Genomic DNA, 23,536 nt, shown 5'->3' with positions numbered 1-23,536 from the left:
TAATTAGTAAAAAAGAAAGAGGCGGAAATAAAAATGGCACAAATCTTACCTTCAATTTTTGGTGCAGATATTATGCACCTTCAAGATGATATCAATTTTTTAGAGGAAGAAAATACACAAATTTTACATGTGGATTTAATGGACGGAAATTTCGTTTCTAATATTGCATTTGGTCCCAATCAGATTGCCGAAATGAAAAAAAATTCTACAATGATTTTTGATGTTCATATGATGGTCAAACATCCGAAAGATCATATTGATGATGTTCTTGCAACGGGAGCAGAAATGATTTCTGTGCACTATGAATCAACACCACATATCCATTCTATTTTGCAAAAAATTCGTCAAGCTGGACGTAAAGCAGGTGTTGTAATTAATCCGGGAACCTCAGAAGTCGTGTTGGAATATTTACTGGATGACATTGACTATATTTTGATTATGACGATTAATCCAGGTCAACCAGGTCAAACTTTCATCCCAAAAAGTTTAGAAAAAATCCGTAATACGAAACAACTTATTGGGGATCGCAAAATTGACATTGAAGTAGATGGTGGAGTCAATAAAGAAATTGCAGAAAAGTGTGTGAAAGCCGGAGCAGAACTGATTGTTGTTGGCGGAGCATTATTCTCAGGTGATAAACAAGCACAATATCAATTATTAAAAGAAGCAGTCAAGTGAAAATAAAGATGTGATTCTCACTAGTTAATTAGTGAGAATCAGCATCAAAACTAAATCAATGGAAAGAGGAGAATCCGTAATGGGAAACTTTGAAGGGAAAGTCGCATTAGTAACTGGGGCAGCACATGGAATAGGTAAAGGAATTGCAGAAAAGTTTGCAGCAGCCGGAGCAAATACAGTAATCGTGGATTATAATCCAGAAACAGGAACAAAAACAGCAGAAGAAATTACAAATAAATATGTAAAATCGTTATTTGTTCAAGCGGATGTTTCAGATCCAGCTGCTTTGACAGAAGCTCGCGAAAAAGTGTTCAAAGAATTTGGCCGTATTGATTTTCTTGTCTTAAATGCTGGAGTAGCTTTTGCAAACAAAGTAAATGATATTTCTTTCGAAGAATGGAACAAAACATTAAGCATCAATTTAACCGGGCTATTTAATACAGTAAAAGCATTTTATAATGACTTTTTAGATAATCAGGGTTCAATTGTTTATATCAGTTCAGGATCAGCTTTAAGTGGAACTGGCGGTGGTGTATCATACCCAGCGTCTAAGGCTGGTGGGGAAGGGTTAATACGTGGATTAGCAAAAGAACTTGGACCTAAAGGGGTTAATGTTAATGCTATCGCTCCTCGTCTAATTGATACAGGTGAAATGATGCGCGTAAATTATCCAACCCAAGAAAGTTTAGATGCAGTTATCAATAAAATTCCAGTTCGACGTTTTGGAACCATTGAAGATGTTGCCAATTTAGCAATATTTTTAGCAGATCCAGCTAATTCCTATATTCAAGGACAAACCATTCTAATGGATGGTGGAAGAACGATTGCCTAAAGGAGACGAGAACCCTATGAAAAACTACACACTAGATATTTTAGCTGAACTCACTCAAAATGGACAAAGGATAGATACAAATGAGATTGCTCATTTTGTTGAACAAATTAAACAAGCAAATCATATTTTTTTGAATGGTGCAGGTCGCTCAGGAATTGCGATTCGAGCGTTTGCCAATCGATTAATGCATATTGGCTTTTCAGTTAGTATTGTTGGAGAGATCAGTTCTCCTCACTCCAAACCAGGAGATTTATTAATTATCTGTTCTGGATCAGGAGAGACTGGTAGTTTGAAAAGCTTGGCAGAAAAAGCGAAACAAAGTGGTATTGATTTAGCCTTGGTCACGATGAAAAAAGAGTCAACGATTGGTCAATTAGCTGACGTAGTACTTGTTTTACCAGGTACTACGAAAGAAGAAAATGATCGAGAAACAGCCTCTTTTGCTCAACCAATGGGGTCTGCGTTTGAACAATTGGCTTTTTTGACCTTTGATGGAATGGTTTTAAACTTAATGGATGAACTGGGGGAGACTTCAGAAACCATGTTTAAAAGGCATGCTGATTTTGAATAGTTTCTCATTTTTAAGTGTTAGTAAAAAGTATTACTGAATGGGAGAGTGTTTATAATGGCTACGGTGTTTATAGTTGTGATGAGAGCTTATGAAGAAGATAAAGAAGAAAAAGAATGGAGTAAAGAAAAATTTTTAGAAACATACAAGATATAATATTTTGAATAGTTTTAAAAGTGTAGGAAGCTTAAAATCTTTTTGCACTTTTTTGTATTTACTATTCAGAAAGATCCATTTGATTAGTTTATATGAAAATAAAAAAATACCTCTTTGTATAATTCCCTGTGATGGAATTTACGAAATAAGTGCAGCACACTTAATAAAGTCTGAATGAAATGTGAAGTTATTATTTATTTTAGGTTTCAAAAAGAGAACATCTTCCTATTGATCGTACATCAAAAAATATTTTAGCTATTTTAAAGCAGAGTCCAGTACATCTAAGTAATCAGCAATTATTAAAAAACTGATTACAGAATACGAGTTATTCATTTCTTATAAAAACCTGACTTGCAATATTTTACCCAAAATGCTAAAAGAGAGGTCTTTACCAATTGAGCGTGCTTATCATGGTTATTGGCAATACCGTCTGTCTAAATTGTAGGAGATGTTTACGATATAAAGACAGAAATGGATCTTACCTATATTTTTATTCGTTATGTTACTGTTACCTTAAAACGTCAAGAAGATACTTTTTATAAAAGTCAAAGGAAAATATTTTCTCACGAATCTACAGAATTTAATCAACGTGAACAAACAGGAAAGTTGCGGCATGCTGAAAAAGGATTTACTCCAGAAGAAATTTTTGAAAATAAGTTCGAGTGTACTCAACTGATTCAAGAAAGATTAGGACATGCGAATATACAGATTACTTTGGGAACATATGGGCATCTATATGTGAAGTCTGATAGTCAAGTTGTCGATATTCTGGACAGGATAATCTAAATAAAGGAATTTCAAAATAGTGAAAGTAAACCAATTGTTCTGAGTTTTCCAATTTTCTACCAATGCTTTTAAGAAAGCTGCTACCTCAACTATTGTTACCCGTTATTTCCTGTTTAAGATGTATCGGAAATAAAAAAAGTACCTTCATAACTTTCGAATCGCCCCTAAAAGCTAGATTTTTAGTCTAACTTTTAGGGGCGGCTTTTATTCATACAAGCTTCTAATTGAGGCACGAAGAAACCTGTGCTACACTTTGTATAAAGCATAAAAGGAGCAAAGAAAATGAAGAGGAAAACAATTCGAATACTACTAATCAGTAGCGGGTTTATTTTAATCCTGCTGGTGGGTTACCGTTTGTATCTAGAATATCAAACAGATATTCAATTATTTTTGAATCCTAAAGCTAGTAAGACACAATTATTAGAGCGAATTCGTTCACATGGTTTTTCAGCAGCGCTATTGTTAGTTTTTTTGACCGCGATCATGTGTGCAGTACCAGGGATTCCAACCTCGGTAATTGGTGTGATTGCAGGATTGAGTTTTGGTCCCTTCAGCGGCACACTCATTAATGTTTTAGGGAATAGTTTGGGAAATTTAGTTGCAATCTTTTTGATGCATCATATAAAATTTTTAGATAGAAAAACGGAGACCAATCATTGGGTCCAGTCCATTCGACGGATGAAGCATCCAAAAATTGGGATTATGGTGGGCTACATGATTCCAATTATTCCTTCTTCTGTGATTAATTTTGCTGCAGATACTATGCAGTTGCCATTAAAAAATTTAATAGCCGCTATATTCATTGGTGTAATTCCTTCCTCAATACTTTACGCATGTGGAGGCGAAGCGCTATTTCATGGATATAATAAAACGGCAGTATTGTTAATTGTGAGTGTTCTTTTGTTCGTTGGATTGGTGGTCATTATTGAGAAAGATAGAAAAAGATTTCAAAAAACTGTTCTTTAAGAACGGTTTTTTGTGCATTTGAACAATAAATCCTGTTAAATTTACAATTTTAAAAAGAAAGGACTTTGATAGAATGAAAGCGTAAACAATTTAAGGAGCTGATTTTGAATGCCAGATATTACAATATCTTGGGTTGCTGCAATTTTAGGATTAGTTGTAGCGATAGTATTAATTTTGAAAAAATTTAATCCTGTGTATTCCTTGTTTTTTGGTGCAATTGTTGGTTGTCTTATTGGAGGCGCTTCCCTGTCAGATACAGTCGCTGTTCTATTAAACGGAACACAAAGTATTATGGGAACCGCAATCCGTGTCTTAGCAGCCGGTATGTTGGCGGGTGTGATGATGGAATCTGGTGCGGCAGAATCAATTGCCAACGCCATTGTACAAAAGCTTGGCGAGAAAAAAGCTATTTTATCTTTGGCATTATCCACAATGGTAATTACAGCAGTGGGCGTATTCATTCCTGTTGCAGTGTTGATTGTTGCCCCGATTGCTCTATCTGTTGGGAAAAGTACGGGTATCAGTAAGTTATCATTATTGATTGCCTTATCAGGTGGCGGCAAAGCGGGCAATATTATTTCGCCTAATCCAAATACTATTGCAGCGGCGAACGGCTTTGATTTACCTTTAAGTGACGTTATGATTGCTGGTTTTATTCCAGCCGTATTTGGCTTAATTACAGCTGTTGTTCTTGCAAATATCATGAGAAGCAAAGGATCAATGGTCAAAGAAACGGATCTTGTAGAGGAACAAACAAAAGAATTATTACCTTTGAAAAAGGCGTTAATCGCGCCAGTGTTAGCGATTGTCTTATTATTACTTAATCCGATTGGCGCCGTTTTAAATATTTCTTTCATCAAAAGTTTGAATATTGATGCTCTGTATATTTTGCCGTTCGCTTCAGTTGTTGGGACAATTGCGATTGGGCAAACAAAACAACTGGCCTTTTATGCATCTTCTGGCTTGAAGAGAGTAACCGATACCGTTTTAATTTTAATTGGTGCAGGTGCAATTGCTGGATTAATTTCTGTTTCTGATTTATCAACACAAATTGTCCACTTAATTTCTGTTATGGGAATTTCTGGAACCTTCTTGGCACCGATTTCTGGTATTTTAATGGGCTTAGCAGTTGGTTCAACATCCACAGCGGTTATTTTAGCGACAGGTTCTTTTGGACCAGCGATTTTAGATATGGGCACATCTTCACTTTCAGCAGCAGTCATGGTGCATACTGGTGCAACTGTGATTGATAGTGTTCCTCAAGGCAATTATTTCCATATTACGGCACAAAGTATGAATATGACGATTAAAGAAAGAATTCGAGTGATTCCTTATGAAATGTGTGTCGGTGGGGTAATGACGATTGTTGCAACCATTTTATATGGCTTTATTTTAAACTAGTTGGAAAGTAGGCGCGAAAAGATGACGAAAAAATTTGTTTTGGCTCCAGACTCATTTAAAGAAAGTATGAGTGCAAAAGAAGCCTGTCTGGCAATGGAAAAAGGGATTTTAGCTGTATTTAAAGATGCAGACATTCAACATGTCCCGATGGCAGACGGCGGGGAAGGAACGGTGGATTCCTTAGTGGATGCAACAGGAGGTACAAGAGTACCAGTGCGCGTGGCAGGACCGCTTCCTGATCAAATCGTTGAAACCTATTACGGCTTATTAGGTGACCAAGAAACGGTGGTCATTGAAATGGCGAAAGCCAACGGAATTGAATTGGTTAAAGCAGCAGAACGTAATCCCTTGATCACTTCTACTTATGGTACAGGAGAGATGATTCAACATGCGCTCAATCATGGGGCAAAAAAAATCATTATCGGCATTGGTGGTAGCGTGACAAATGATGGGGGTGCAGGTATGATTCAGGCACTTGGTGCGCGTTTGTTAGACAAGGAAGGGCAAGAATTGACACGTGGCGGTGGTGCATTAGATAAACTGGCGCAGATCGATTTAACACAGTTTGATCAACGCATTTTTGCTACCGAAGTTCTAGTAGCAAGTGATGTGAATAACCCACTAACAGGGCCAACAGGGGCGTCTCATGTCTTTGGCCCGCAAAAAGGTGCGACAGAAGAAATGGTGGCTCAATTAGATAAAAACTTAGCCCATTATGCAGCGATTATCAAAAAAGAGGTCGGCATTGATGTTGAGATGATGCCAGGCGCAGGAGCTGCTGGTGGTTTGGGTGCAGGGTTACTAGCATTCACAAAAGCTCAGTTACGCCCAGGAATTGATATTGTCGTAGAAGTGAATCAATTAGAAGAAAAAATAAAAGCCGCTGATTATGTCTTTACTGGTGAAGGTGGGATGGATTTTCAAACAAAATTCGGCAAAGCCCCTTATGGCGTCTCACGTTTGGCCAAGAAGTATCAAAAACCGGTTTTCGCTTGTGCTGGCTATATCGGCAAAGATGTGGATGTCCTCTATGAAGAAGGGATGACGGCTATTTTTGGAATTTTGGCCAAAGCCGAACCATTGGAAGCAGCATTGAAAAATGGACCAGTTAACTTAGAAAGAACCGTTGAAAATATTGCTCGTACATTACAGCTGGTGCATTGTGACTAAGAACTAACCATGGTATCATCAGTAATGAAAGCTGAAATAAAAATGTTCAGTCGTTGATCTGAAGAATTAAGCGTTTGGGACATAAGTCATTGCGGCTTATGTCCCAAACGCTACTCGCTTTTTAGAAAGTTGGCGATAGCAATGTTAAAATTAGACAAAATCCAAGCAAATAAAATTGTTGAAAAGTTGATGGCAGATATTCCTTATAACATCAATATTATGGATGAACGAGGAAAAATTATTGCGAGTGGAGATTCTGCTCGAATTGGGGAGCGCCATCGTGGCGCAGAAAGAGCCATCAATGAACGAAAAAATATTGAAATTTATAAAGATACTTCTTTAGAGAAAAAAGGCACCAATGAACCGATTATTTTGAATAATCACATTTTAGGTGTCGTAGGCATTTCAGGAGAACCAGACGAGGTGCGCAAATTTACCAAGCTTGTGCGCTCGATTGTTCTTTTACTGACAGAAGAATTAAATACACAACAAGAACGCGAAAAAAAGAAGAAACAAAAAAATCAGTTTATCCAGCACTTAATGCATGTTGATTCTGCTTACTCAGAAGCCTTAAAACTTGAAGCGTTGGAACTATATAACCTTCAATTAGATGACCAGAATCATTGTGTACTGACCAAGGACAAGCGCTTATTATCCAGTTATTATCCTGGACATGAAATATTTGAATGGGAAAATTGTTATCTGGTGATTACTTCTGAACCACCTCAGATAACAAAGCCAGTAACAGAATACCTTGTGATAAGTTCGGAAAAAGCCACGATTCAACAAATGGTCCAAGAGGCACAAAACACGTATTTACTTCTATCGTTTCTCCAATTAGAAAAGGCTAAGTTTTACCAAGCAGAAGATTTTTTCATTCAAGGAATTTTTAATTTTCCTTTTCATATTGAATTGGATTTTTTTGAAACCATCCAGACGATTTATGATGAATACTATGAAACCGTTATTTTTTTCGCCAATCATAACTTAAACATCAATGAAACCTCACAAGTATTACATATCCATCGAAATACATTGAATTACCGTTTGAAACGAATTCATGAATTGACGGGGATGGATCCAAAAGTTTGGCAAGATTTTTGGAAATTGTTCTATTATTTTGCCTATTGCTTTAAAGAACGTTTTGAAAAGTAGTGAGGAGCAGGGATGCTTGTTTGTTAAGCAAGTGTCAGCATATTTTTCGCCAGAATCAAAAATATCTTTTATAATAATTGTAAGGAATCAAACGATTTAGATATCAATGAGGAGTGGTGCCAGTGAAAAAAGCAGTTTTAATTGTTAACCCCAGTTCTGGTGGTGAAAAAGCCAAAGAATTTGAAACGTTAGCAGAAGAAAAATTAAAGCAGTTATTTGATGAAGTTGTAGTGAAACAAACAGAAAAAGGCGGCGATGCAGAACAATTTGCCCGTGAAGCTGCGGAAAGTCACTTCGACAGTGTTTTCGTAATGGGGGGAGATGGAACCGTTAATGAAGGAATTAGCGGGTTGGCAGAACAAGCTTGCCGCCCAAAATTTGGCTTTTTTCCTTTAGGAACGGTGAACGATTTAGCGCGAGCCTTGAATTTACCGATGGATCCTGAAGAGGCGATTCAACAATTAGATTTAGAAAAAACCAGTGCTTTAGATGTGGGGAAAATCAATGACGACTACTTTATGAATGTCGTTGCGATTGGGACGATTCCAGAGTCAATTAACGACGTGGACGTTGAACAAAAAACGAAGTTAGGAAAACTCGCTTATTTTATTTCAGGTGCCAAACATTTAGCGAATGCTCAAACGTATCCTTTTCATTTAAGCTTGGATCAAAAAGAACAAACCATTGAAAGTAGTACCGTTTTAGTTGGCTTAACGAATTCAATCGGTGGGTTTGAAACATTATTACCAGAGGCCCAAGTGGATGATGGCAAACTTCATTTAGTTTATTTAAAAGATCAATCATTGTGGGATGCAGTAAAAGCAGTCCCAGATTTGTTAAAAGGCGTCGACCAGTCCACTGATAATTTAGTTTACCTAACCTTTAAAGAAGGAACAATCTCCTTAGAAAACCAAGAAGAATTAACCACTAATGTGGATGGTGATGAAGGAGCTGCTTTGCCAATTACGCTGAAGATTTTGCCTAAACACTTGACGGTCTATTGCGGTGAAGAACAAACAAAATAGCTGATTTTTTGAGAAAAGCTAGAACATTTCTATTTGTTTAAAAAACAGATAAGTTCTGGCTTTTCAAATCATCTAAAAGAGAATCAACCAAGGGCTATGCTATACTTTGTTTCTACATATTGATAGATAAAGGAGTTAATGAGATGAGAAGAAAAAAACATAAAAACAAAAAGAAACAAGAACTTTTTGAAGAGATTGAAAAACAAGAATTAGCAGAACAAGAAACTAAGCAATTGAATGAAGAAATCGAAGACCCAGAATTTCGTTCTTTTTTTCAAGATGTCTTGAAAAAATTTCCACAAAAAACGTCTACGGCCATAATGAATGCTTTCGCAACTTCTAAAGGTAAAGCAGAACAATTAGTGACGAACAGTCAAACACAACTCGACAAAGTATTTGATGAATTTTTGGCTGGTGTTTCACCTGACGTGAAAAAGAAAAGTCATCAAACGATTCATTTTGCTGCATTGTCAGCAGCAATTATTGGGTTTTCACCAATTCCATTTTCGGATGCTTTTTTACTGGTACCTGTTCAATTAACTATGATGTCACGGCTGCATAAAATTTTTGGTCAGTCTTGGTCTGAAAGCTTAGGGAAAAGTTTAACCAAAGAATTAGTAGTGGTTAGTTTAGGTAAGAGCGCAGTCGGAAATATTCTAAAAGTGATTCCTGTTGTCGGAACTGTGACTGGTGGCATGGTCAATGCTTCAGTTGCGGTAGCAATTACGGAAGCGCTTGGCTGGGTTACCGTCAAAATGTTAAACGATGGTGTTGATATCTTTGATGATGTGATGTCTTTCAAAGGACAATTTTCAACATTATTTAAAGCCATCCAAAATGCTAAAAAGAAATAATCGCTGTATCGATTAACTAGGGTGAGACACATTTAAACTTTTTTAAGTAATTCGTAGCAAATTTCCAAGGTTTTCGTCACAAATTATTCACAGGTTCTCGTTAATATATAAGCATACCAACAAAACACCCAACATAAACACTTTTCATTTTTACTCCTCAAGTAAAAATAACTCCTTTCCACTCAGTCTACCCAACTGAGTGGTTTTTTTTGCGAAAAAAGAGGGCGTTGAACAATTTGTTCAACGCCCTCTTTTAAATAGATGGGGAAGTCATTTGTTAAGAATTATTTTTTCCATTCTGATACTTGGTCTTTATGTGAATCAACCCAATCGCGTGCAGCTTCTTGTGGGTCTTTGCCTTCGTTAATTTCTAACATGACAGATTCCATATCCTTAGTTGTCCAATGGAAATTATCTAACACTTTGTAAGCTTCTGGTTGATCTTCTTTTAGGCCTTGGCGAGCCATTGTGTGAATCGCTTCTTCGCCGCCCATAGTGCCTTTTGGATCAGCTAAATATTTTAAATCATATTTTGCAAACATCCAGTGAGGAGACCAGCCAGTAATAACGATGTCTTCGTTGTTTTTAATTGCTTGTCCTAAGGCGACAGTCATGGCACCTGATGAAGAAGTTTCAACAGACCAATCTTTCAAATTAGGATAAGCTTCTTTAGTTTTCTCTGCTGCTGCAACAACACCAGCCCCAGGTTCAATTCCAGTAATCTTTTTCCCAGCTTGATCAGATAAATCTTCGATAGAATCAACATCCATATAAGAAGGGACAACAATTCCTAACTTCGCGCCTTTAAGGTTTTCACCAAGGTCGTCTAATTTATCTTTATATTGTTTATATTGCTCTGCGTGAGTTCCTGGCAGCCACGCACCAACCATGGCATCTGTTTCACCTTTAGCTACAGATTCCCACATGATTGCGTTATCTAAAGGAGTCGTTTTAACATCATATCCCATATCTTTTAAGACTTCGGCAACCACATGTGTGGAGGCTACTTCGGTATCCCATTCCACATAAGAAAGGGAAATTTGCTTATCATTTGTTGTTGTAAAAATTGAAGCACCAACTAAGCCAGCGACAATTACAACAACCGCTGCAATAATCCCGTATTTTTTCTTTTTAGAGGTGGCACCAGCTGCTTTAGGGGCTGCTTTTTTATTATTTAAATGTTGAGTAAAACGGTCAATGATAATCGCTAAAATAACTAAAGCCACACCATTTACGAAACCGTTCCCGACTTGTGCACGTTGTAAAGCGGAAAGGACGCCACGTCCTAATCCAGGCGCACCAATCATTGAAGCAATAACTACCATTGATAGGGCTAGCATGGTTGTTTGGTTAACACCAGCCATAATCGTGTTTTTGGCTAAAGGTAATTCTAATTTGAATAATTTTTGCCAGCCAGTACTACCGTAAGAATCAGCTGCTTCAACAAGTTCATTTGGCACTTGTCGAATTCCTAAGTTCGTAAAGCGAACGGTTGGTGGTAAAGCGAAGATAACAGAGGCGAAGACCCCAGGAACCATACCAATTCCGAAGAATGCAACGGCTGGAATCAAGTAAACGAAACCAGGCATTGTTTGCATGAAGTCCAAAATCGGTGTAATGATACTTTTGGCTTTTTCGCTTTTCGCCATTAAAATCCCTAGTGGCACACCAATGATAATGGAAATAACACTAGAAAGTAAAACTAACGTAACGGTACTCATTAAATCGTTCCATAAGTTTTGATTATAGATAAACATTAAGCCAATAAACGTGAATAAACTTAAGCCAATTTTTTTATTAGAAATAAAGAAAGCAGCAATCGTTAATAGCACGATCAGCACAAGTGGTGGTACGGCTGTTAGTAAGGCAGTAATGTTGTCCATTACACTTTGACCAATTGTTTGTAAAAAGCTGAATAATCCAGCAAATGTTGAAGTTAACCAATCAGTAAAACTTTCAACCCAAGACGCGACAGGTAATTGATACTTATTCATGTTCGTTCACCTCTGTTTCTGCAAGTGCTTCAAGTACGCTACCACGGATGACCACGCCTAATAGTTTGCCGTTATCAGTCACGGCAAGAGGCGTTTGTGCATCATAAATCAGTGGGAAAATATCATTCACTAACATATCTTTGTCGATTGTTTGAATTTCTGGATCCACACATTCTACAAGAGAAGTCCCGTTTTTACGCGCTTCTAAAGCTTTTTCTGCGCGTACAACGCCTTTTAGTTGGCGTTTTTTATCCACGGCAAGTAACATACTCACTTCTTCTTGACGCATCCGTTTTAAAGCAACAGTTGGGCCATCAATTTCAATGTTAGTAGTTAAAGCAGGTACCATAATATTTTGGGCAGTTAAGACTTTTGAACGATCCACATCTTCCACGAAGGTTCGCACATATTCGTTGGCTGGGTTGGTTAAAATTTCTTCTCCAGTCCCAATTTGCATAATTTGACCATCTTTCATCAAAGCAATCCGGTCGCCGATTCGTAAAGCTTCATTCAAATCATGTGTGATAAAGATAATGGTTTTTTTGACATTTTCTTGTAAATCTAATAGTTCGTCTTGCATTTCACGACGAATTAACGGATCAAGAGCAGAGAACGCTTCGTCCATTAATAAAATTTCTGGATCGTTAGCCAAGGCACGAGCAAGGCCGACACGTTGTTGCATCCCACCAGATAATTGACTTGGTAATTGGTCTTTAAAAGCAATTAAGCTAGAATTTTCTAAGGCTTTTTCAGCTTTTGCTTGGCGTTCTTCTTTAGGAACACCACGAATTTCTAAACCATATTCCGTATTTTCTAAGATAGTTCGATGGGGGAAAAGACCAAAGTTTTGGAAAACCATGCTCATTTTATTTCGACGTACTTCACGTAATCCTTCTTTATCTAAAGAAGAAATATCTTGTCCATCAATATAAATATTTCCTGAAGTTGGTTCAATCAAACGATTTAATAAACGAATTAATGTTGATTTTCCACTTCCTGATAACCCCATAATAACGAAAATTTCGCCTTCTTCAACTTCGAAATTTACATCATAAACACCGACTGTGGCACCCGTTTTTTCTAAAATTTCTGTTTTACTTTTGTTGGCACGAATCATTTCAAGTGCCGGTTTGGTTTTCTTACCAAAGATCTTGGTAAGGTGATTTACTTTTACTTTTGGCAAATCATTGTTCCTCCTCATTAAAAAAAGTGACTACATCAGACTACTATAAAGTTGTCACTTTGTCAAATTAGATGAAAATCTTTCTGAAAATGAAGAAAAACAGTATTTTAACTAGGTTTTATAGTGGGTTTTTATGAAAAATAGAAATAATAAATAAAAAAAGTGACTATTTACCGCAAGATAAGTAGTCACTTTTTTGTTTAAGGATAAAAGAAATTCTGCACTCGTTGTAAGGTTGATTCGTCATGTCCAACAAAATAAAGTGTGTCGTTCAACGAAATCTTTGCATATGGACCAGGTGAGACCAGAAGCTCTTCTTTGTGTTTGATGGCGATAATCGTTGCCGAAGTGTTTTGCCAAAAATTCATTTCGCTAATCGTCGCCTCAAGATAAGCAGCTTCTTCTGTTAAAACTAATGAATAAGGATTCATTGGATTGAAAGAATCAAAACGCTTTGTTTGTTCAACAAGAGTATCTAGAATGCTAGAAAAATGAGTAAGTTCTTCTTTTTGTTTCGCTACGCTATCTAGCAATTCTTCTTTAATTTCAGCAATCGTTTGAACGTCTTGATATTGTGTCACAAAGTCCTGCGCTTTTTCTTTTGATGCCACATAGAAGCCGCTACCGTGTTTGGCTTTAACGATTTCTAAATCAACTAAAACGATAATGGCTTTGCGGGCTGTTTCTGGCGACACTTGGTATTGGTTAGCTAGGGTGGAACGGGCATGGATTTTATCTCCGACATGTAATTTGCCTTCTGCAATTTTTTCCGCAACATCAACGGCGATTTGTTGATATTTGGGCTTCGTTAAACTGATTTTTTTGGAAGCCATAGTGAATCCCTCCGTTAATTGTTATTTTCCATTTCTTCTAATTCTAAACTGAAATTTTCCCATTGCTCAAGTAGTTCATCTTGTTGCTGACGAGCGTCATCTAATTGTTGGTTTAGAGCCAGCAATTCAACATGATTTTCTAGAATGTCTGGTTGACTCATTTGTGCTTCTAATTGTGCAATTGTCGTATCTAACTGAGCAAGATTTTCTTCGACTTGTGTTATTTTTCTTTGCAAAGTACGGAGTAATTTTTGTTGCTCCTTGTTTTGATAAAAGGTATTTTTGGCTGTAACTGGTTCGGGTTTTTTCGCCGCTTCTTCATTAGCTAAGAGGGCAGCGATTTCTTCTTCCTCTTGTTTCTTTTCTAAATAATAATCATAGTCGCCTAAATAAAGTTTGCTGCCTTTTTCAGAAAGCTCAACAACTTTTGTTGCAATTCGATTGATAAAGTAACGGTCATGGGAAACGAAGAGGATGGTTCCTTCATAATCAATCAGCGCATTTTCTAAAACTTCTTTATTATCGATATCCAAGTGGTTGGTTGGCTCATCGAGAATCAAGAAATTGTCACGATCCATCGCTAATTTTGCTAATGCCACACGGGCTTTTTCGCCACCGCTTAATAAAGGAATCGTTTTTTCAACATCATCTCCACTGAAGAGAAAGCCGCCTAAAATACTTCGAATCTCTTTTTCAGGTGTGGTTGGGTGTTCATCCCATAATTCCGCTAAGACCGTTTTATTGCCATGTAAATTGGCTTGCTCTTGGTCATAGTAACCTACAGAAACATTGGTGCCAAAAGTTTTACTTCCTTTAATGAAAGGAATGCGGTCAATAATTGATTTCAAGAGAGTGGATTTACCAATTCCGTTCGGTCCGACTAAGGCAATGGCTTCTTTGCGACGAATATCCAAGTGAATAGGTTCGGATAAAATATGTTCTTGGTCGTAACCAATGGCGGCATCTTCGACTTGTAAAACAACATTTCCAGAAACTTTTTCACTATCGAAAAGAAAATGCGCCGATTTTTCATCTCCTTGAGGTCGGTCTAAACGGTCCATTTTTTCTAATACTTTTCGGCGACTTTGTGCACGTTTCGTTGTAGATGCACGAACCAGATTTTTGGCAACGAAATCTTCTAACTTATTGATTTCTTCTTGTTGCTTTTCATACGCTTTCCATTCACTGGCTAATTGTTCTGCTTTTAACTCTAAGTATTTGGAATAGTTTCCTTTGTAGTGAGTCATTTTTTTGCGACTCAGTTCATAAACTTCATTAACTACCTTATCTAAAAAATAACGATCGTGGGAAACAATTAATAGGGCGCCGGGATAACTTGGCAAATAAGATTCCAGCCAAGAAAGCGTCTCGATATCTAAGTGGTTTGTAGGCTCGTCCAGAATTAAAATGTCTGGTTTTTGTAAAAGCATTCTCGCTAATGCAAGCCGGGTTTTTTGACCACCAGATAAGGTTTGAATATCTTTCGTGTAAAAGGATTCATCAAAGCCAAAGCCGTGAAGGACTGAACGAATTTCATTTTCATAGCCGTAGCCATTTTTTTCAGAAAATGTATGTTGCAATTGATCGTACTCTTTTAAAATTCCTTCATAAACGGAAGTGGTTGGCTCCATTTCACTAATTTTAGTTTCTAATTCTCGCATACGCTGTTCCATTTCTAGGATGTCAGCAAAGGCTTTTGTCATTTCTTCCCAAACGGTTTTATCTGATTCTAAGCCGGTATTTTGAGCTAAATAACCTAACGTAGCAGTTTTATTTTTGGCAATGGTTCCGCTATCGGGAGCATCAATGCCTGCAATGATTTTTAAAAAAGTCGATTTTCCAGCACCATTACGACCAACTAAGGCAATCCGACTTTTTGTTGCAATTTCTAAATGTATGTTTTCAAACAATGTTTCCGAGCCAAAATGCCGGGCAACTTGATTTGCTTGTAATAAAATCATCAGTAGTCCTCATTTCTAAATTCATTGCCCTTAGTGTAGCATAAAATCTGCTAAAATAGCACGTATCAAAAAATGCTTTGTGAAGGTTTATACCTTTTATCACAAACTTTTGAAGAAAAATGCTATTTTTGAGCCATAGAATTGCTTTTTATTGTGAAAAACTGCTATTATGTTAATGGATAAGATTTAAGTGAAAGTATTGGAGGTCCAATTGTGAAAGATCAAGTTATTCCAAAAGCAACGGCGCGACGCCTTCCTTTATATTATCGCTACTTAAGAATGTTACATGATACAGGAAAAAATAAAGTCTCATCAACTGAATTAAGTGAAGCGGTACAAGTAGACAGTGCGACTATTCGTCGTGACTTTTCATATTTTGGTGAATTAGGTAAACGTGGGTACGGCTATGATGTTGAAAACTTAATGAACTTTTTTGCAAAAACATTGAATGAAGATGAGTTAACCAATGTCGCATTAATCGGGGTTGGTAATTTAGGAAGTGCTTTATTAAAGTACAAATTCCATCAAAGCAACAGTATTCGTGTAAGTTGTGCATTTGATGTGAATGAAGATATTGTGGGACGCATTGTTGACGGTATTCCGGTTTATCCAATGGAAGATATGATGGAACAAATCCGTGTTCAACAAATCGAAGTAGCTATTTTAACTATTCCAGCTCGCAAAGCGCAAGAAGTTGTAAACAAACTTGCCGAAGCAGGGGTTAAAGGAATTCTAAACTTTACGGCTGCGCGTTTAGTAGCGCCACCTGAAGTATTAATTCAAAATGTTGACTTAACCAACGAATTACAAACATTGATTTATTTCTTACATCATGACAACGAATTGATTGACGAAGAAGAATAAGCAAAAGAAAAGGGCCTAGTCGTTTAGACGAAGGCCCTTTTCTTATTGAATTGCACTATTATGCAAAAGTAGTTGAACAATAATCACAATCGTATTCATGCCGCAATGGGCGATAATTGAGGTCCAAATTTTTCCAGTTTGCTTGTACAAAAGAGCAAAGAAAAATCCCATAAAGAAATAAACAAAAAAGTGACCATCGGCATGTGCGAGTGAAAAAATCGCCGAACTAACAGTAGCCGCAATCCAGAAATTTGTAAAAGGCTGGATTAAATGGATAAATGCATAACGAAAGACGAATTCTTCCATAATCGGACCACCGATAGTAGTTGCCAAAATAAATAAAGGATTTGCCAAAATCACCGCTACAATAGCTTGTGTATTTTGAGAAGTAGCTTGTTCTCCTGTGATGGCTACTTCAATGGCAAAAGTAACCCCTTGAATCAGCATGGCAATGAAAATCCCACTAACACCTAGTAAAAAAATAAAAATAGGTGATTTCAAGGTTGCTGTTTCCTCTAAAGGAGAAGGTTCTGTTGTTTTTAAAAAGATGCCAATCATTACAAGGGCGCCAATAATGTAGAGAGCAGTTGTCACATTAATCGCTGCATTGGGGGAAATACCCGAAAAAAGTAACGGCCCGAAAAAAGCGATAATGTATGTGACTAAAATAAATAAACTTGATTTTCTTAAGGTCATGGTTAATCCTTTCTATAATTATTTTTTACGATTATTGCGATATCCTAATAAAAGAAAAACGAATAAGAAAAAGAAAAGAGATTCCCAAAGTGTCGAAACAATTCCTTCTGTGACACTGAAAACAAGATTTCCTAAATTCGCTATCACAAAATAAACGAAGGTTGCTATTAATGCTGTAAGTAAACGTTGTTTCATTTTATTCGCCTCCAATCGTAGTCAATTTATTTTACCATGAATTAAAGGATTGGAAAAACATTCCATGAAAAAAGAATACGCAATAAAAAATGCGTATCTTATAATTGACAAGAAAAAGAGAGAAAAGACTTGCATTTTTAGAGTGAAATGAGTATTATAAATAGTGTGAGTTAGCACTCTTATGTATCGAGTGCTAAAATAAGCGAAAACTTTTTATTTGGAGGGATTTATTGTGTTAAAACCATTAGGCGATCGCGTCGTAATTAGAGTCGCGAAAGAAGAAGAAAAAACTGTTGGAGGAATTGTTCTTGCATCCGTTGCAAAAGAAAAACCACAAACAGGTGAAGTTATCGCAGTAGGTGAAGGTCGTGTGCTTGAAAATGGCACAAAAGTTCCGATGGAAGTAAAAATTGGTGACACAGTAATGTTTGAAAAATATTCAGGAACAGAAGTGAAATACGAAGGCGTAGAATACTTAATTGTATCAGCCAAAGACATTATTGCCACTGTTGAATAATAAACAACTTTTACAGAATAATATAATAGAAGAAAAAAATTATGAGGTGAAGAAATCATGGCAAAAGAGATTAAATTTGCAGAAGATGCACGTGCAGCAATGCTACGCGGAGTAGATGTATTAGCAGATACAGTGAAAGTGACATTAGGCCCTAAAGGTCGTAACGTTGTTTTAGAAAAATCATTTGGTTCACCATTGATTACTAACGATGGAGTAACAATTGCTAAGGAAATTGAATTGGAAGATCATTTTGAAAACATGGGCGCAAAATTAGTTTCAGAAGTTGCTTCTAAAACGAATGATATTGCTGGTGACGGAACAACAACAGCGACTGTTTTGACACAAGCCATTGTTCGTGAAGGCTTAAAAAACGTAACTGCTGGAGCTAACCCATTAGGTATTCGTCGTGGGATTGAATTAGCAACAAAAACAGCAGTAGAAGAATTACACAATATTTCATCTGTAGTTGATTCAAAAGAAGCGATTGCACAAGTCGCTGCTGTTTCATCAGGTTCTGAAAAAGTCGGCCAATTAATTGCTGATGCAATGGAAAAAGTTGGTAACGATGGCGTAATTACCATTGAAGAATCAAAAGGGATTGAAACAGAATTAGATGTGGTTGAAGGAATGCAATTCGACCGCGGTTATTTATCTCAATACATGGTTACTGACAACGATAAAATGGAAGCTGTTTTAGAAAATCCATATATCTTAATTACCGACAAAAAAATCTCAAATATTCAAGATATCTTACCTTTATTAGAACAAATTCTACAACAAAGCCGTCCACTATTGATTATTGCGGATGATGTTGATGGAGAAGCTCTACCAACATTAGTGTTGAACAAAATCCGTGGTACATTTAATGTTGTCGCAGTAAAAGCGCCAGGATTTGGTGACCGCCGCAAAGCGATGCTTGAAGATATTGCTATTTTAACAGGTGGTACAGTAATCACTGACGACTTAGGGTTAGAGTTAAAAGACACAACCATTGAAAACTTAGGAAATGCTAGTAAAGTAGTTGTCGACAAAGATAACACAACAATTGTTGAAGGTGCTGGCTCAAAAGAAGCCATTGATGCCCGCGTTCATTTAATTAAAAACCAAATCGGCGAAACAACGTCTGATTTTGATCGTGAAAAATTACAAGAACGTTTAGCTAAATTAGCTGGCGGGGTTGCTGTCGTTAAAGTCGGTGCTGCAACTGAAACAGAATTAAAAGAATTAAAATTACGAATTGAAGATGCATTAAACGCAACACGTGCCGCTGTAGAAGAAGGCATGGTTTCTGGTGGTGGTACCGCACTTGTCAATGTAATTGGTAAAGTCGCTGCGCTAGAAGCTGAAGGCGATGTGGCAACAGGAATTAAGATTGTCGTTCGTGCATTAGAAGAACCAATCCGTCAAATCGCTGAAAATGCTGGCTATGAAGGATCAGTGATTGTTGACAAACTAAAAAATGTTGACTTAGGTATCGGATTCAATGCAGCTAACGGTGAATGGGTAAACATGGTTGAAGCCGGTATTGTTGACCCAACAAAAGTAACTCGTTCTGCCTTACAAAATGCAGCTTCTGTGTCAGCTTTATTATTAACAACTGAAGCAGTTGTTGCAGACAAACCAGAACCAGCTGCACCAGCTCCTATGATGGATCCATCAATGGGCATGGGCGGTATGATGTAAAAATAAAAAAGTATTCTAAAAGCTTACGATTGAAAAATCGTAAGCTTTTTTTTACATAAAGAATAAATAATCTAAATAATATCTTTGCTTATGGTATTTTCTCAAATATTTACTCATTTAACAAAAAAGATGATAATTTAAAGGCTTCGTTTTAGCTAGACAGCCTTGTTTTTATTCGATAAAATTTAGTAATAACAATCATTTTTTGAAAACTAGTAGTTGGTAATTTTTATTTATTAATAGAATATAAATAAAAATTATTATATTTTGAAGGGGAATATTAGGAAGATTGAGGTGGAAAAATGGAAAAATATACAATTGGTGTCGTTCCTTTGACAATTGAAACAAAAGAATACTGCCAAAATTGGTTTGTTAGTAATCAAGTAGAATGTCAGATCATCCAAGGAACAAATATACTTCTTCATTTGCACCATATTGATGGGTTAGTGATTGAAGTTACTGACCACCAGCAAGTAAATACTTGTTGTGAGTTATTAATGACAATTCGCAAGCAGTCAGACTTGCCAATTTGGTTATTTTCTCGGACAGAAGCAATTAGTAAAGTCAATCGAATTATTTATTTACAATTAGGCGCAGATGGCGTTTTTGATCATTCTTATGATCGTCAAGAATGCATGTTAAGCATGAGTAATTTATTGCAACGTGTAAAAAGACGTTTTTATCCTAAATTAGCTATTGCAAACGAGGAACAAACAGTTACTAAGAATCTTTCTGAGAGATTGTATTTAATTGCGCCAAATTTGAGTGTTTGCTTGGGAAGCGGAGAAGAAATTCTTTTAACAAAATTGGAATTTTTCACAATAGAGTATTTATACAAACACGCAGGACAAACAATTACATATGAAGAACTCTACAAAAATGTCTGGAAAGATACTGCGAATGAACGAAAATATCGTGTCGCTAATGTGATTTTCCATTTGCGCAAAAAAATTGAACAAGATGTGAACAAACCACAATATATCAAAACAATTCGTTCAAAAGGCTATATGTTAACGGTGTAAAAGGTACGAAGGAGGAGAAAAAGATGTGGCAATTTTTGACTAAAAACAATGAAGATGAGGAGTATGAGAAGATGCCGGATTTTGAAAATGAACAATCGATGAAAGCACAACCAACGGTAACAGAAGAAGCAATCTTTGATGACGAGGTCGTTTATGCAAAAGAGCAAGCTGCAAAAGTTAAGCAGGTCAAGCAAGAAGTGCCGACTGAACTGTCGGAAGAATCGTTTTCTTTTGCTGAAAAACTAGAAGAAGAAAATCAACTATATCAGCAATCCATAAAAAAACTAACGGAGCAATTATTAATGCAAACCAATGAAGTGGAAGCATTACAAAAACAAGTAGTCGAAAAAGATGTTCAACTTAAAGATGTTAAAGAAACGTTAAGTGATAAAGAAGCAACTATCACTTCTTTACAGAAACAATTGTCTGAAGCAAAGATACAACAGAGACAGACTAGCGAAGAGAACTTAGACACAGCCGTTACGCTTTCTCAAAAAGAAATTGGTGAAGTCTTATTAGAAGCCAAACGTCAAGCAAAAGAAACAATTGCCCAAGCTAACCAACAAGTTGCAACAGTTCATGAAGAGATGGAACAACGTTTAGCAACTTTAACGCGCATGAAGCAAGTGGCAAGAGAGTACCAAGCTTATTGTGAACAAATGCTAACCATCAAGAATGAATCAACAGGAATGTACCAACAGATAGAGCAATTATTAGCAGAAATAAAGAGGTAAATGAAGGAGAAATGCGATGAAAAAAAGAAAGGCAAGATATTTGAAGTTGGTATGTCTTGGAGTCTTAGGGACTTATGCTGGCGCCAGTTACTACAATTCGGAACCATTAATCGCTCAAGAGGAGACCGAAACGAGTCACGAAAACCGACAGCTATCGCTGGAAGAAAAAAGAGCGGACCAAGTCAATCAAGACCAAGGAACCCTTACTTCTTCAACGCTGAACGAAACAGTAATAAGTTCGTCTGAACAACAAGAAAGTTCAATACAAAATGACAGAGGTGACCATCAGGAAAATAATGTGGAACCTTCAGAATCTGAAAATAGTTTACCGCCACAAGAAAAGCCAATTGCTAGTACTAAACCAACCGAATCGTTACAAAGTGAGCAACCAGCGTCTGAAGAGCGTAAAGCACTCACTGAAAAGCCGCCTCATAATCAGGAACCACAAAATTCTACATTAACTGAAAAGACCAAAGAGCCGTTGGTACATTCAGAGATAGACAATAGTCAAGAAAAGGAAAAGCAAGCAGGAATTCAACAACAAGCCGAGGCAAATTTTGTTGTCCAAGAGAATGCTTCTACTTCTGAGTTTATTAGAAAAATCGGTGAAGAAGCACGAGTTATTGGTCAGCGGCATGATCTATACGCTTCTGTCATGATAGCTCAAGCTATTTTAGAAAGTGGCTCGGGCAATAGTGCGTTAGCCGCGCCGCCTAATTATAATTTATTTGGCATTAAAGGCGCTTATCAAGGTCAAAGTGTCAGCTTTTCCACACAAGAAGATGATGGTAAAGGGAAGATGACCACCATTCATGCCGATTTTCGTCAGTATCCTTCCTATAAAGAGTCATTAACAGACTATAGTAAATTAATCATCAATGGGCTGGCGGGTAATGCAACGTTTTATCACGGCGTTTTGAAAGCAAACACGACGAATTATCAGCAGGCAACAAAATTTTTAACAGGTCGTTATGCAACGGATACATATTACGATAAAAAATTAAATGCGTTGATTGAAACCTATCAATTAACTGAATACGATCAAGAAAAGAAGAAACCAGTAGTGACTAATTTGGCAGAAGAAAAGAAACCTTCGTTTGATAAGGAAGCAGTCAAAGAACAGCTAAAAAAAGAAGCAGTCGTCTACGAAGTAAGCAAAGGAGATTCTCTCGCCACCATTAGCCAGACGTTTGGTGTGTCAGCAACAGCCATCTTAAAACAAAATTCAAAGACTCAAGAAATGTTTTATATTGGCCAAAAAATCACGATTCCTCAGCATACAGCGGCGACTTCTCTAGAACCGAAAGAACAAGCGTTACTTCAATCACTAATAATCAGTAAATCGGTGACTAATGCTTTGGAAACAGCAGAGCAATCAAATGGTAAAGCGAATGACTCAAAAACAGAGTCTACTGAGTATTATGAAGTAAAAAGAGGAGAGACACTCGCAAAAATTGCTAAAAAAACGGGCTATTCCTTAACCGCCCTCAAGCAGGCAAATGACTTAACGTATTCTGTATTAACCGAAGGACAAACGATAGCACTTCCTAAGCTAAAGGACTAATGCTGATTTAACTTATCGGTCGATGGAGTCAATATATTATTAGAGTAAGAGTAGAGGGTAAGTTCATCCATGGATGAACTTATCCTCTACTCTTATTATGTTTTTCATAAATACTTAATAAATAGTAAAATTAGCAAGAGAATTGTGTCTTTACACAAAATAGATAGGTTTTCTTGCCGAAGTTTGATAAAATGATTAGTTGAAAGGATGCGTGAAAATTGAAAGAATTATTTCGTAAATACCGAGAAGTACTGGCTTATTTATTTTTTGGTGGTGCAACGACTGTCGTCAACTTAGTTGTGTTTTTTGTTTGTCAAAACGTGTTAGGGCTGGATTACAAGATAAGTAACGCAATTAGTTGGTTTTTATCTGTTCTATTTGCCTTTTTCACGAATAAATATTGGGTATTCGCAAGTAAGCATGAAAGCATAGCTGGTTTTTTTAAAGAAATGGGCTTATTTTATTGGTACCGAATTTTATCTTTTGTGGCTGATATGGGTTTAATGATTCTCCTAATTGATGGCATTCATTTTTCATCGTTTTGGGCGAAAATGATTACACAAGTTGTAGTAGTGATTTTAAATTATTTCTTCAGTAAATTTTTCATTTTTAAAGAAAAAGAGGTCTAAGCAGATTTTAGGCTAAAAAAAATTTTTTTGTTATAATATAAACAAGTTTTTAATACAAAGAATAGAGGTA

Annotated in this window: 23 protein-coding genes; 17 read left to right on the top strand and 6 right to left on the bottom strand. The window is 36.7% G+C overall.

What is annotated here, in order from left to right; genetic code table 11:
• Nucleotides 1-33 precede the first annotated feature (33 nt).
• The 10 genes from rpe to IGL48_RS10675 all read left to right on the top strand — a co-directional run bounded on the left by rpe (nucleotide 34) and on the right by IGL48_RS10675 (nucleotide 9,591).
• Nucleotides 34-678, top strand: coding sequence for a ribulose-phosphate 3-epimerase (gene rpe, locus IGL48_RS10720; protein WP_002384128.1), 645 nt, complete (start codon nucleotides 34-36; stop codon nucleotides 676-678).
• A 79-nt stretch (nucleotides 679-757) separates the two neighbouring features.
• Nucleotides 758-1,510: an SDR family NAD(P)-dependent oxidoreductase gene (locus IGL48_RS10715; protein WP_002368869.1), complete on the top strand. Its 753-nt coding sequence runs from the start codon at nucleotides 758-760 to the stop codon at nucleotides 1,508-1,510.
• 16 nt (nucleotides 1,511-1,526) lie between these two features.
• Entirely contained in the window at nucleotides 1,527-2,081 is a 555-nt protein-coding gene (gene hxlB, locus IGL48_RS10710) for a 6-phospho-3-hexuloisomerase (RefSeq protein WP_010815223.1), read from the top strand.
• A gap of 624 nt (nucleotides 2,082-2,705) precedes the next feature.
• Nucleotides 2,706-3,020 carry a hypothetical protein gene (locus IGL48_RS10705; protein WP_002368871.1) on the top strand — a complete coding sequence of 105 codons (315 nt, stop codon included), beginning with the start codon at nucleotides 2,706-2,708 and terminating at the stop codon, nucleotides 3,018-3,020.
• 282 nt (nucleotides 3,021-3,302) lie between these two features.
• On the top strand, nucleotides 3,303-3,986 hold the full coding sequence (locus IGL48_RS10700; RefSeq protein ID WP_002384132.1) for a TVP38/TMEM64 family protein: 684 nt from the start codon (nucleotides 3,303-3,305) through the stop codon (nucleotides 3,984-3,986).
• Nucleotides 3,987-4,094: 108 nt separating this feature from the next.
• A complete protein-coding gene (locus IGL48_RS10695; protein WP_002359581.1) occupies nucleotides 4,095-5,387 on the top strand; it encodes a GntP family permease in 1,293 nt (430 codons plus the stop codon).
• Between the two features lie 21 nt (nucleotides 5,388-5,408).
• On the top strand, nucleotides 5,409-6,557 hold the full coding sequence (locus tag IGL48_RS10690) for a glycerate kinase (RefSeq protein ID WP_430601645.1): 1,149 nt from the start codon (nucleotides 5,409-5,411) through the stop codon (nucleotides 6,555-6,557).
• A gap of 141 nt (nucleotides 6,558-6,698) precedes the next feature.
• The gene (locus IGL48_RS10685; RefSeq protein ID WP_002379728.1) at nucleotides 6,699-7,712 is read left to right on the top strand and encodes a CdaR family transcriptional regulator; all 1,014 of its coding nucleotides are present in this window, start codon (nucleotides 6,699-6,701) and stop codon (nucleotides 7,710-7,712) included.
• Between the two features lie 122 nt (nucleotides 7,713-7,834).
• Nucleotides 7,835-8,737: a diacylglycerol/lipid kinase family protein gene (locus tag IGL48_RS10680; protein WP_010815221.1), complete on the top strand. Its 903-nt coding sequence runs from the start codon at nucleotides 7,835-7,837 to the stop codon at nucleotides 8,735-8,737.
• Between the two features lie 119 nt (nucleotides 8,738-8,856).
• Nucleotides 8,857-9,591, top strand: coding sequence for a YcjF family protein (locus tag IGL48_RS10675; RefSeq protein ID WP_002384134.1), 735 nt, complete (start codon nucleotides 8,857-8,859; stop codon nucleotides 9,589-9,591).
• A gap of 284 nt (nucleotides 9,592-9,875) precedes the next feature.
• On the opposite strand, the gene IGL48_RS10670 is transcribed toward IGL48_RS10675, so the two are convergent.
• The 4 genes from IGL48_RS10670 to IGL48_RS10655 all read right to left on the bottom strand — a co-directional run bounded on the left by IGL48_RS10670 (nucleotide 9,876) and on the right by IGL48_RS10655 (nucleotide 15,562).
• Nucleotides 9,876-11,585, bottom strand: a complete 1,710-nt coding sequence (locus tag IGL48_RS10670) for an ABC transporter permease/substrate binding protein (protein ID WP_002384135.1) — start codon at nucleotides 11,583-11,585, stop codon at nucleotides 9,876-9,878.
• Nucleotides 11,578-12,768: a quaternary amine ABC transporter ATP-binding protein gene (locus IGL48_RS10665; protein ID WP_002388977.1), complete on the bottom strand. Its 1,191-nt coding sequence runs from the start codon at nucleotides 12,766-12,768 to the stop codon at nucleotides 11,578-11,580. Before IGL48_RS10665 ends, IGL48_RS10670 begins: the two co-directional genes overlap by 8 nt.
• A gap of 200 nt (nucleotides 12,769-12,968) precedes the next feature.
• Nucleotides 12,969-13,601 (bottom strand): GntR family transcriptional regulator, encoded by a 633-nt coding sequence (locus tag IGL48_RS10660; protein WP_002356525.1) that lies wholly within the window; start codon nucleotides 13,599-13,601, stop codon nucleotides 12,969-12,971.
• 14 nt (nucleotides 13,602-13,615) lie between these two features.
• Nucleotides 13,616-15,562 (bottom strand): ABC-F family ATP-binding cassette domain-containing protein, encoded by a 1,947-nt coding sequence (locus tag IGL48_RS10655; RefSeq protein ID WP_002384138.1) that lies wholly within the window; start codon nucleotides 15,560-15,562, stop codon nucleotides 13,616-13,618.
• 213 nt (nucleotides 15,563-15,775) lie between these two features.
• Between IGL48_RS10655 and IGL48_RS10650 the strand changes: the two genes are divergently transcribed.
• Nucleotides 15,776-16,426: a redox-sensing transcriptional repressor Rex gene (locus IGL48_RS10650; RefSeq protein ID WP_002356528.1), complete on the top strand. Its 651-nt coding sequence runs from the start codon at nucleotides 15,776-15,778 to the stop codon at nucleotides 16,424-16,426.
• A 42-nt stretch (nucleotides 16,427-16,468) separates the two neighbouring features.
• Here IGL48_RS10650 and IGL48_RS10645 read toward each other — a convergent pair whose 3' ends face one another.
• Together IGL48_RS10645 and IGL48_RS10640 are read right to left on the bottom strand one after the other, a co-directional pair.
• The gene (locus tag IGL48_RS10645; RefSeq protein ID WP_002384139.1) at nucleotides 16,469-17,122 is read right to left on the bottom strand and encodes a CPBP family intramembrane glutamic endopeptidase; all 654 of its coding nucleotides are present in this window, start codon (nucleotides 17,120-17,122) and stop codon (nucleotides 16,469-16,471) included.
• An 18-nt stretch (nucleotides 17,123-17,140) separates the two neighbouring features.
• Complete coding sequence (locus IGL48_RS10640) at nucleotides 17,141-17,317, bottom strand: hypothetical protein (RefSeq protein ID WP_002356530.1); 177 nt, start codon at nucleotides 17,315-17,317, stop codon at nucleotides 17,141-17,143.
• A 232-nt stretch (nucleotides 17,318-17,549) separates the two neighbouring features.
• Here IGL48_RS10640 and groES point away from each other — a divergent pair, with 232 nt between their 5' ends.
• From groES to IGL48_RS10610, 6 genes are all read left to right on the top strand, one after another.
• A complete protein-coding gene (groES, locus tag IGL48_RS10635; RefSeq protein ID WP_002356531.1) occupies nucleotides 17,550-17,834 on the top strand; it encodes a co-chaperone GroES in 285 nt (94 codons plus the stop codon).
• A 57-nt stretch (nucleotides 17,835-17,891) separates the two neighbouring features.
• A complete protein-coding gene (groL, locus tag IGL48_RS10630) occupies nucleotides 17,892-19,517 on the top strand; it encodes a chaperonin GroEL (RefSeq protein WP_002362559.1) in 1,626 nt (541 codons plus the stop codon).
• Between the two features lie 302 nt (nucleotides 19,518-19,819).
• Nucleotides 19,820-20,539 (top strand): response regulator transcription factor, encoded by a 720-nt coding sequence (locus IGL48_RS10625; protein ID WP_002384140.1) that lies wholly within the window; start codon nucleotides 19,820-19,822, stop codon nucleotides 20,537-20,539.
• 23 nt (nucleotides 20,540-20,562) lie between these two features.
• Entirely contained in the window at nucleotides 20,563-21,273 is a 711-nt protein-coding gene (locus IGL48_RS10620) for a hypothetical protein (protein WP_002384141.1), read from the top strand.
• 16 nt (nucleotides 21,274-21,289) lie between these two features.
• A complete protein-coding gene (locus tag IGL48_RS10615; RefSeq protein WP_002384143.1) occupies nucleotides 21,290-22,837 on the top strand; it encodes a glucosaminidase domain-containing protein in 1,548 nt (515 codons plus the stop codon).
• Between the two features lie 218 nt (nucleotides 22,838-23,055).
• A complete protein-coding gene (locus tag IGL48_RS10610) occupies nucleotides 23,056-23,466 on the top strand; it encodes a GtrA family protein (protein ID WP_002367164.1) in 411 nt (136 codons plus the stop codon).
• The last annotated feature ends 70 nt before the right edge of the window (nucleotides 23,467-23,536 follow it).

This window comes from Enterococcus sp. DIV1090 (assembly GCF_050537975.1).
Classification (GTDB): domain Bacteria; phylum Bacillota; class Bacilli; order Lactobacillales; family Enterococcaceae; genus Enterococcus; species Enterococcus faecalis.
This window is presented reverse-complemented; position numbering and strand designations above follow the sequence as displayed.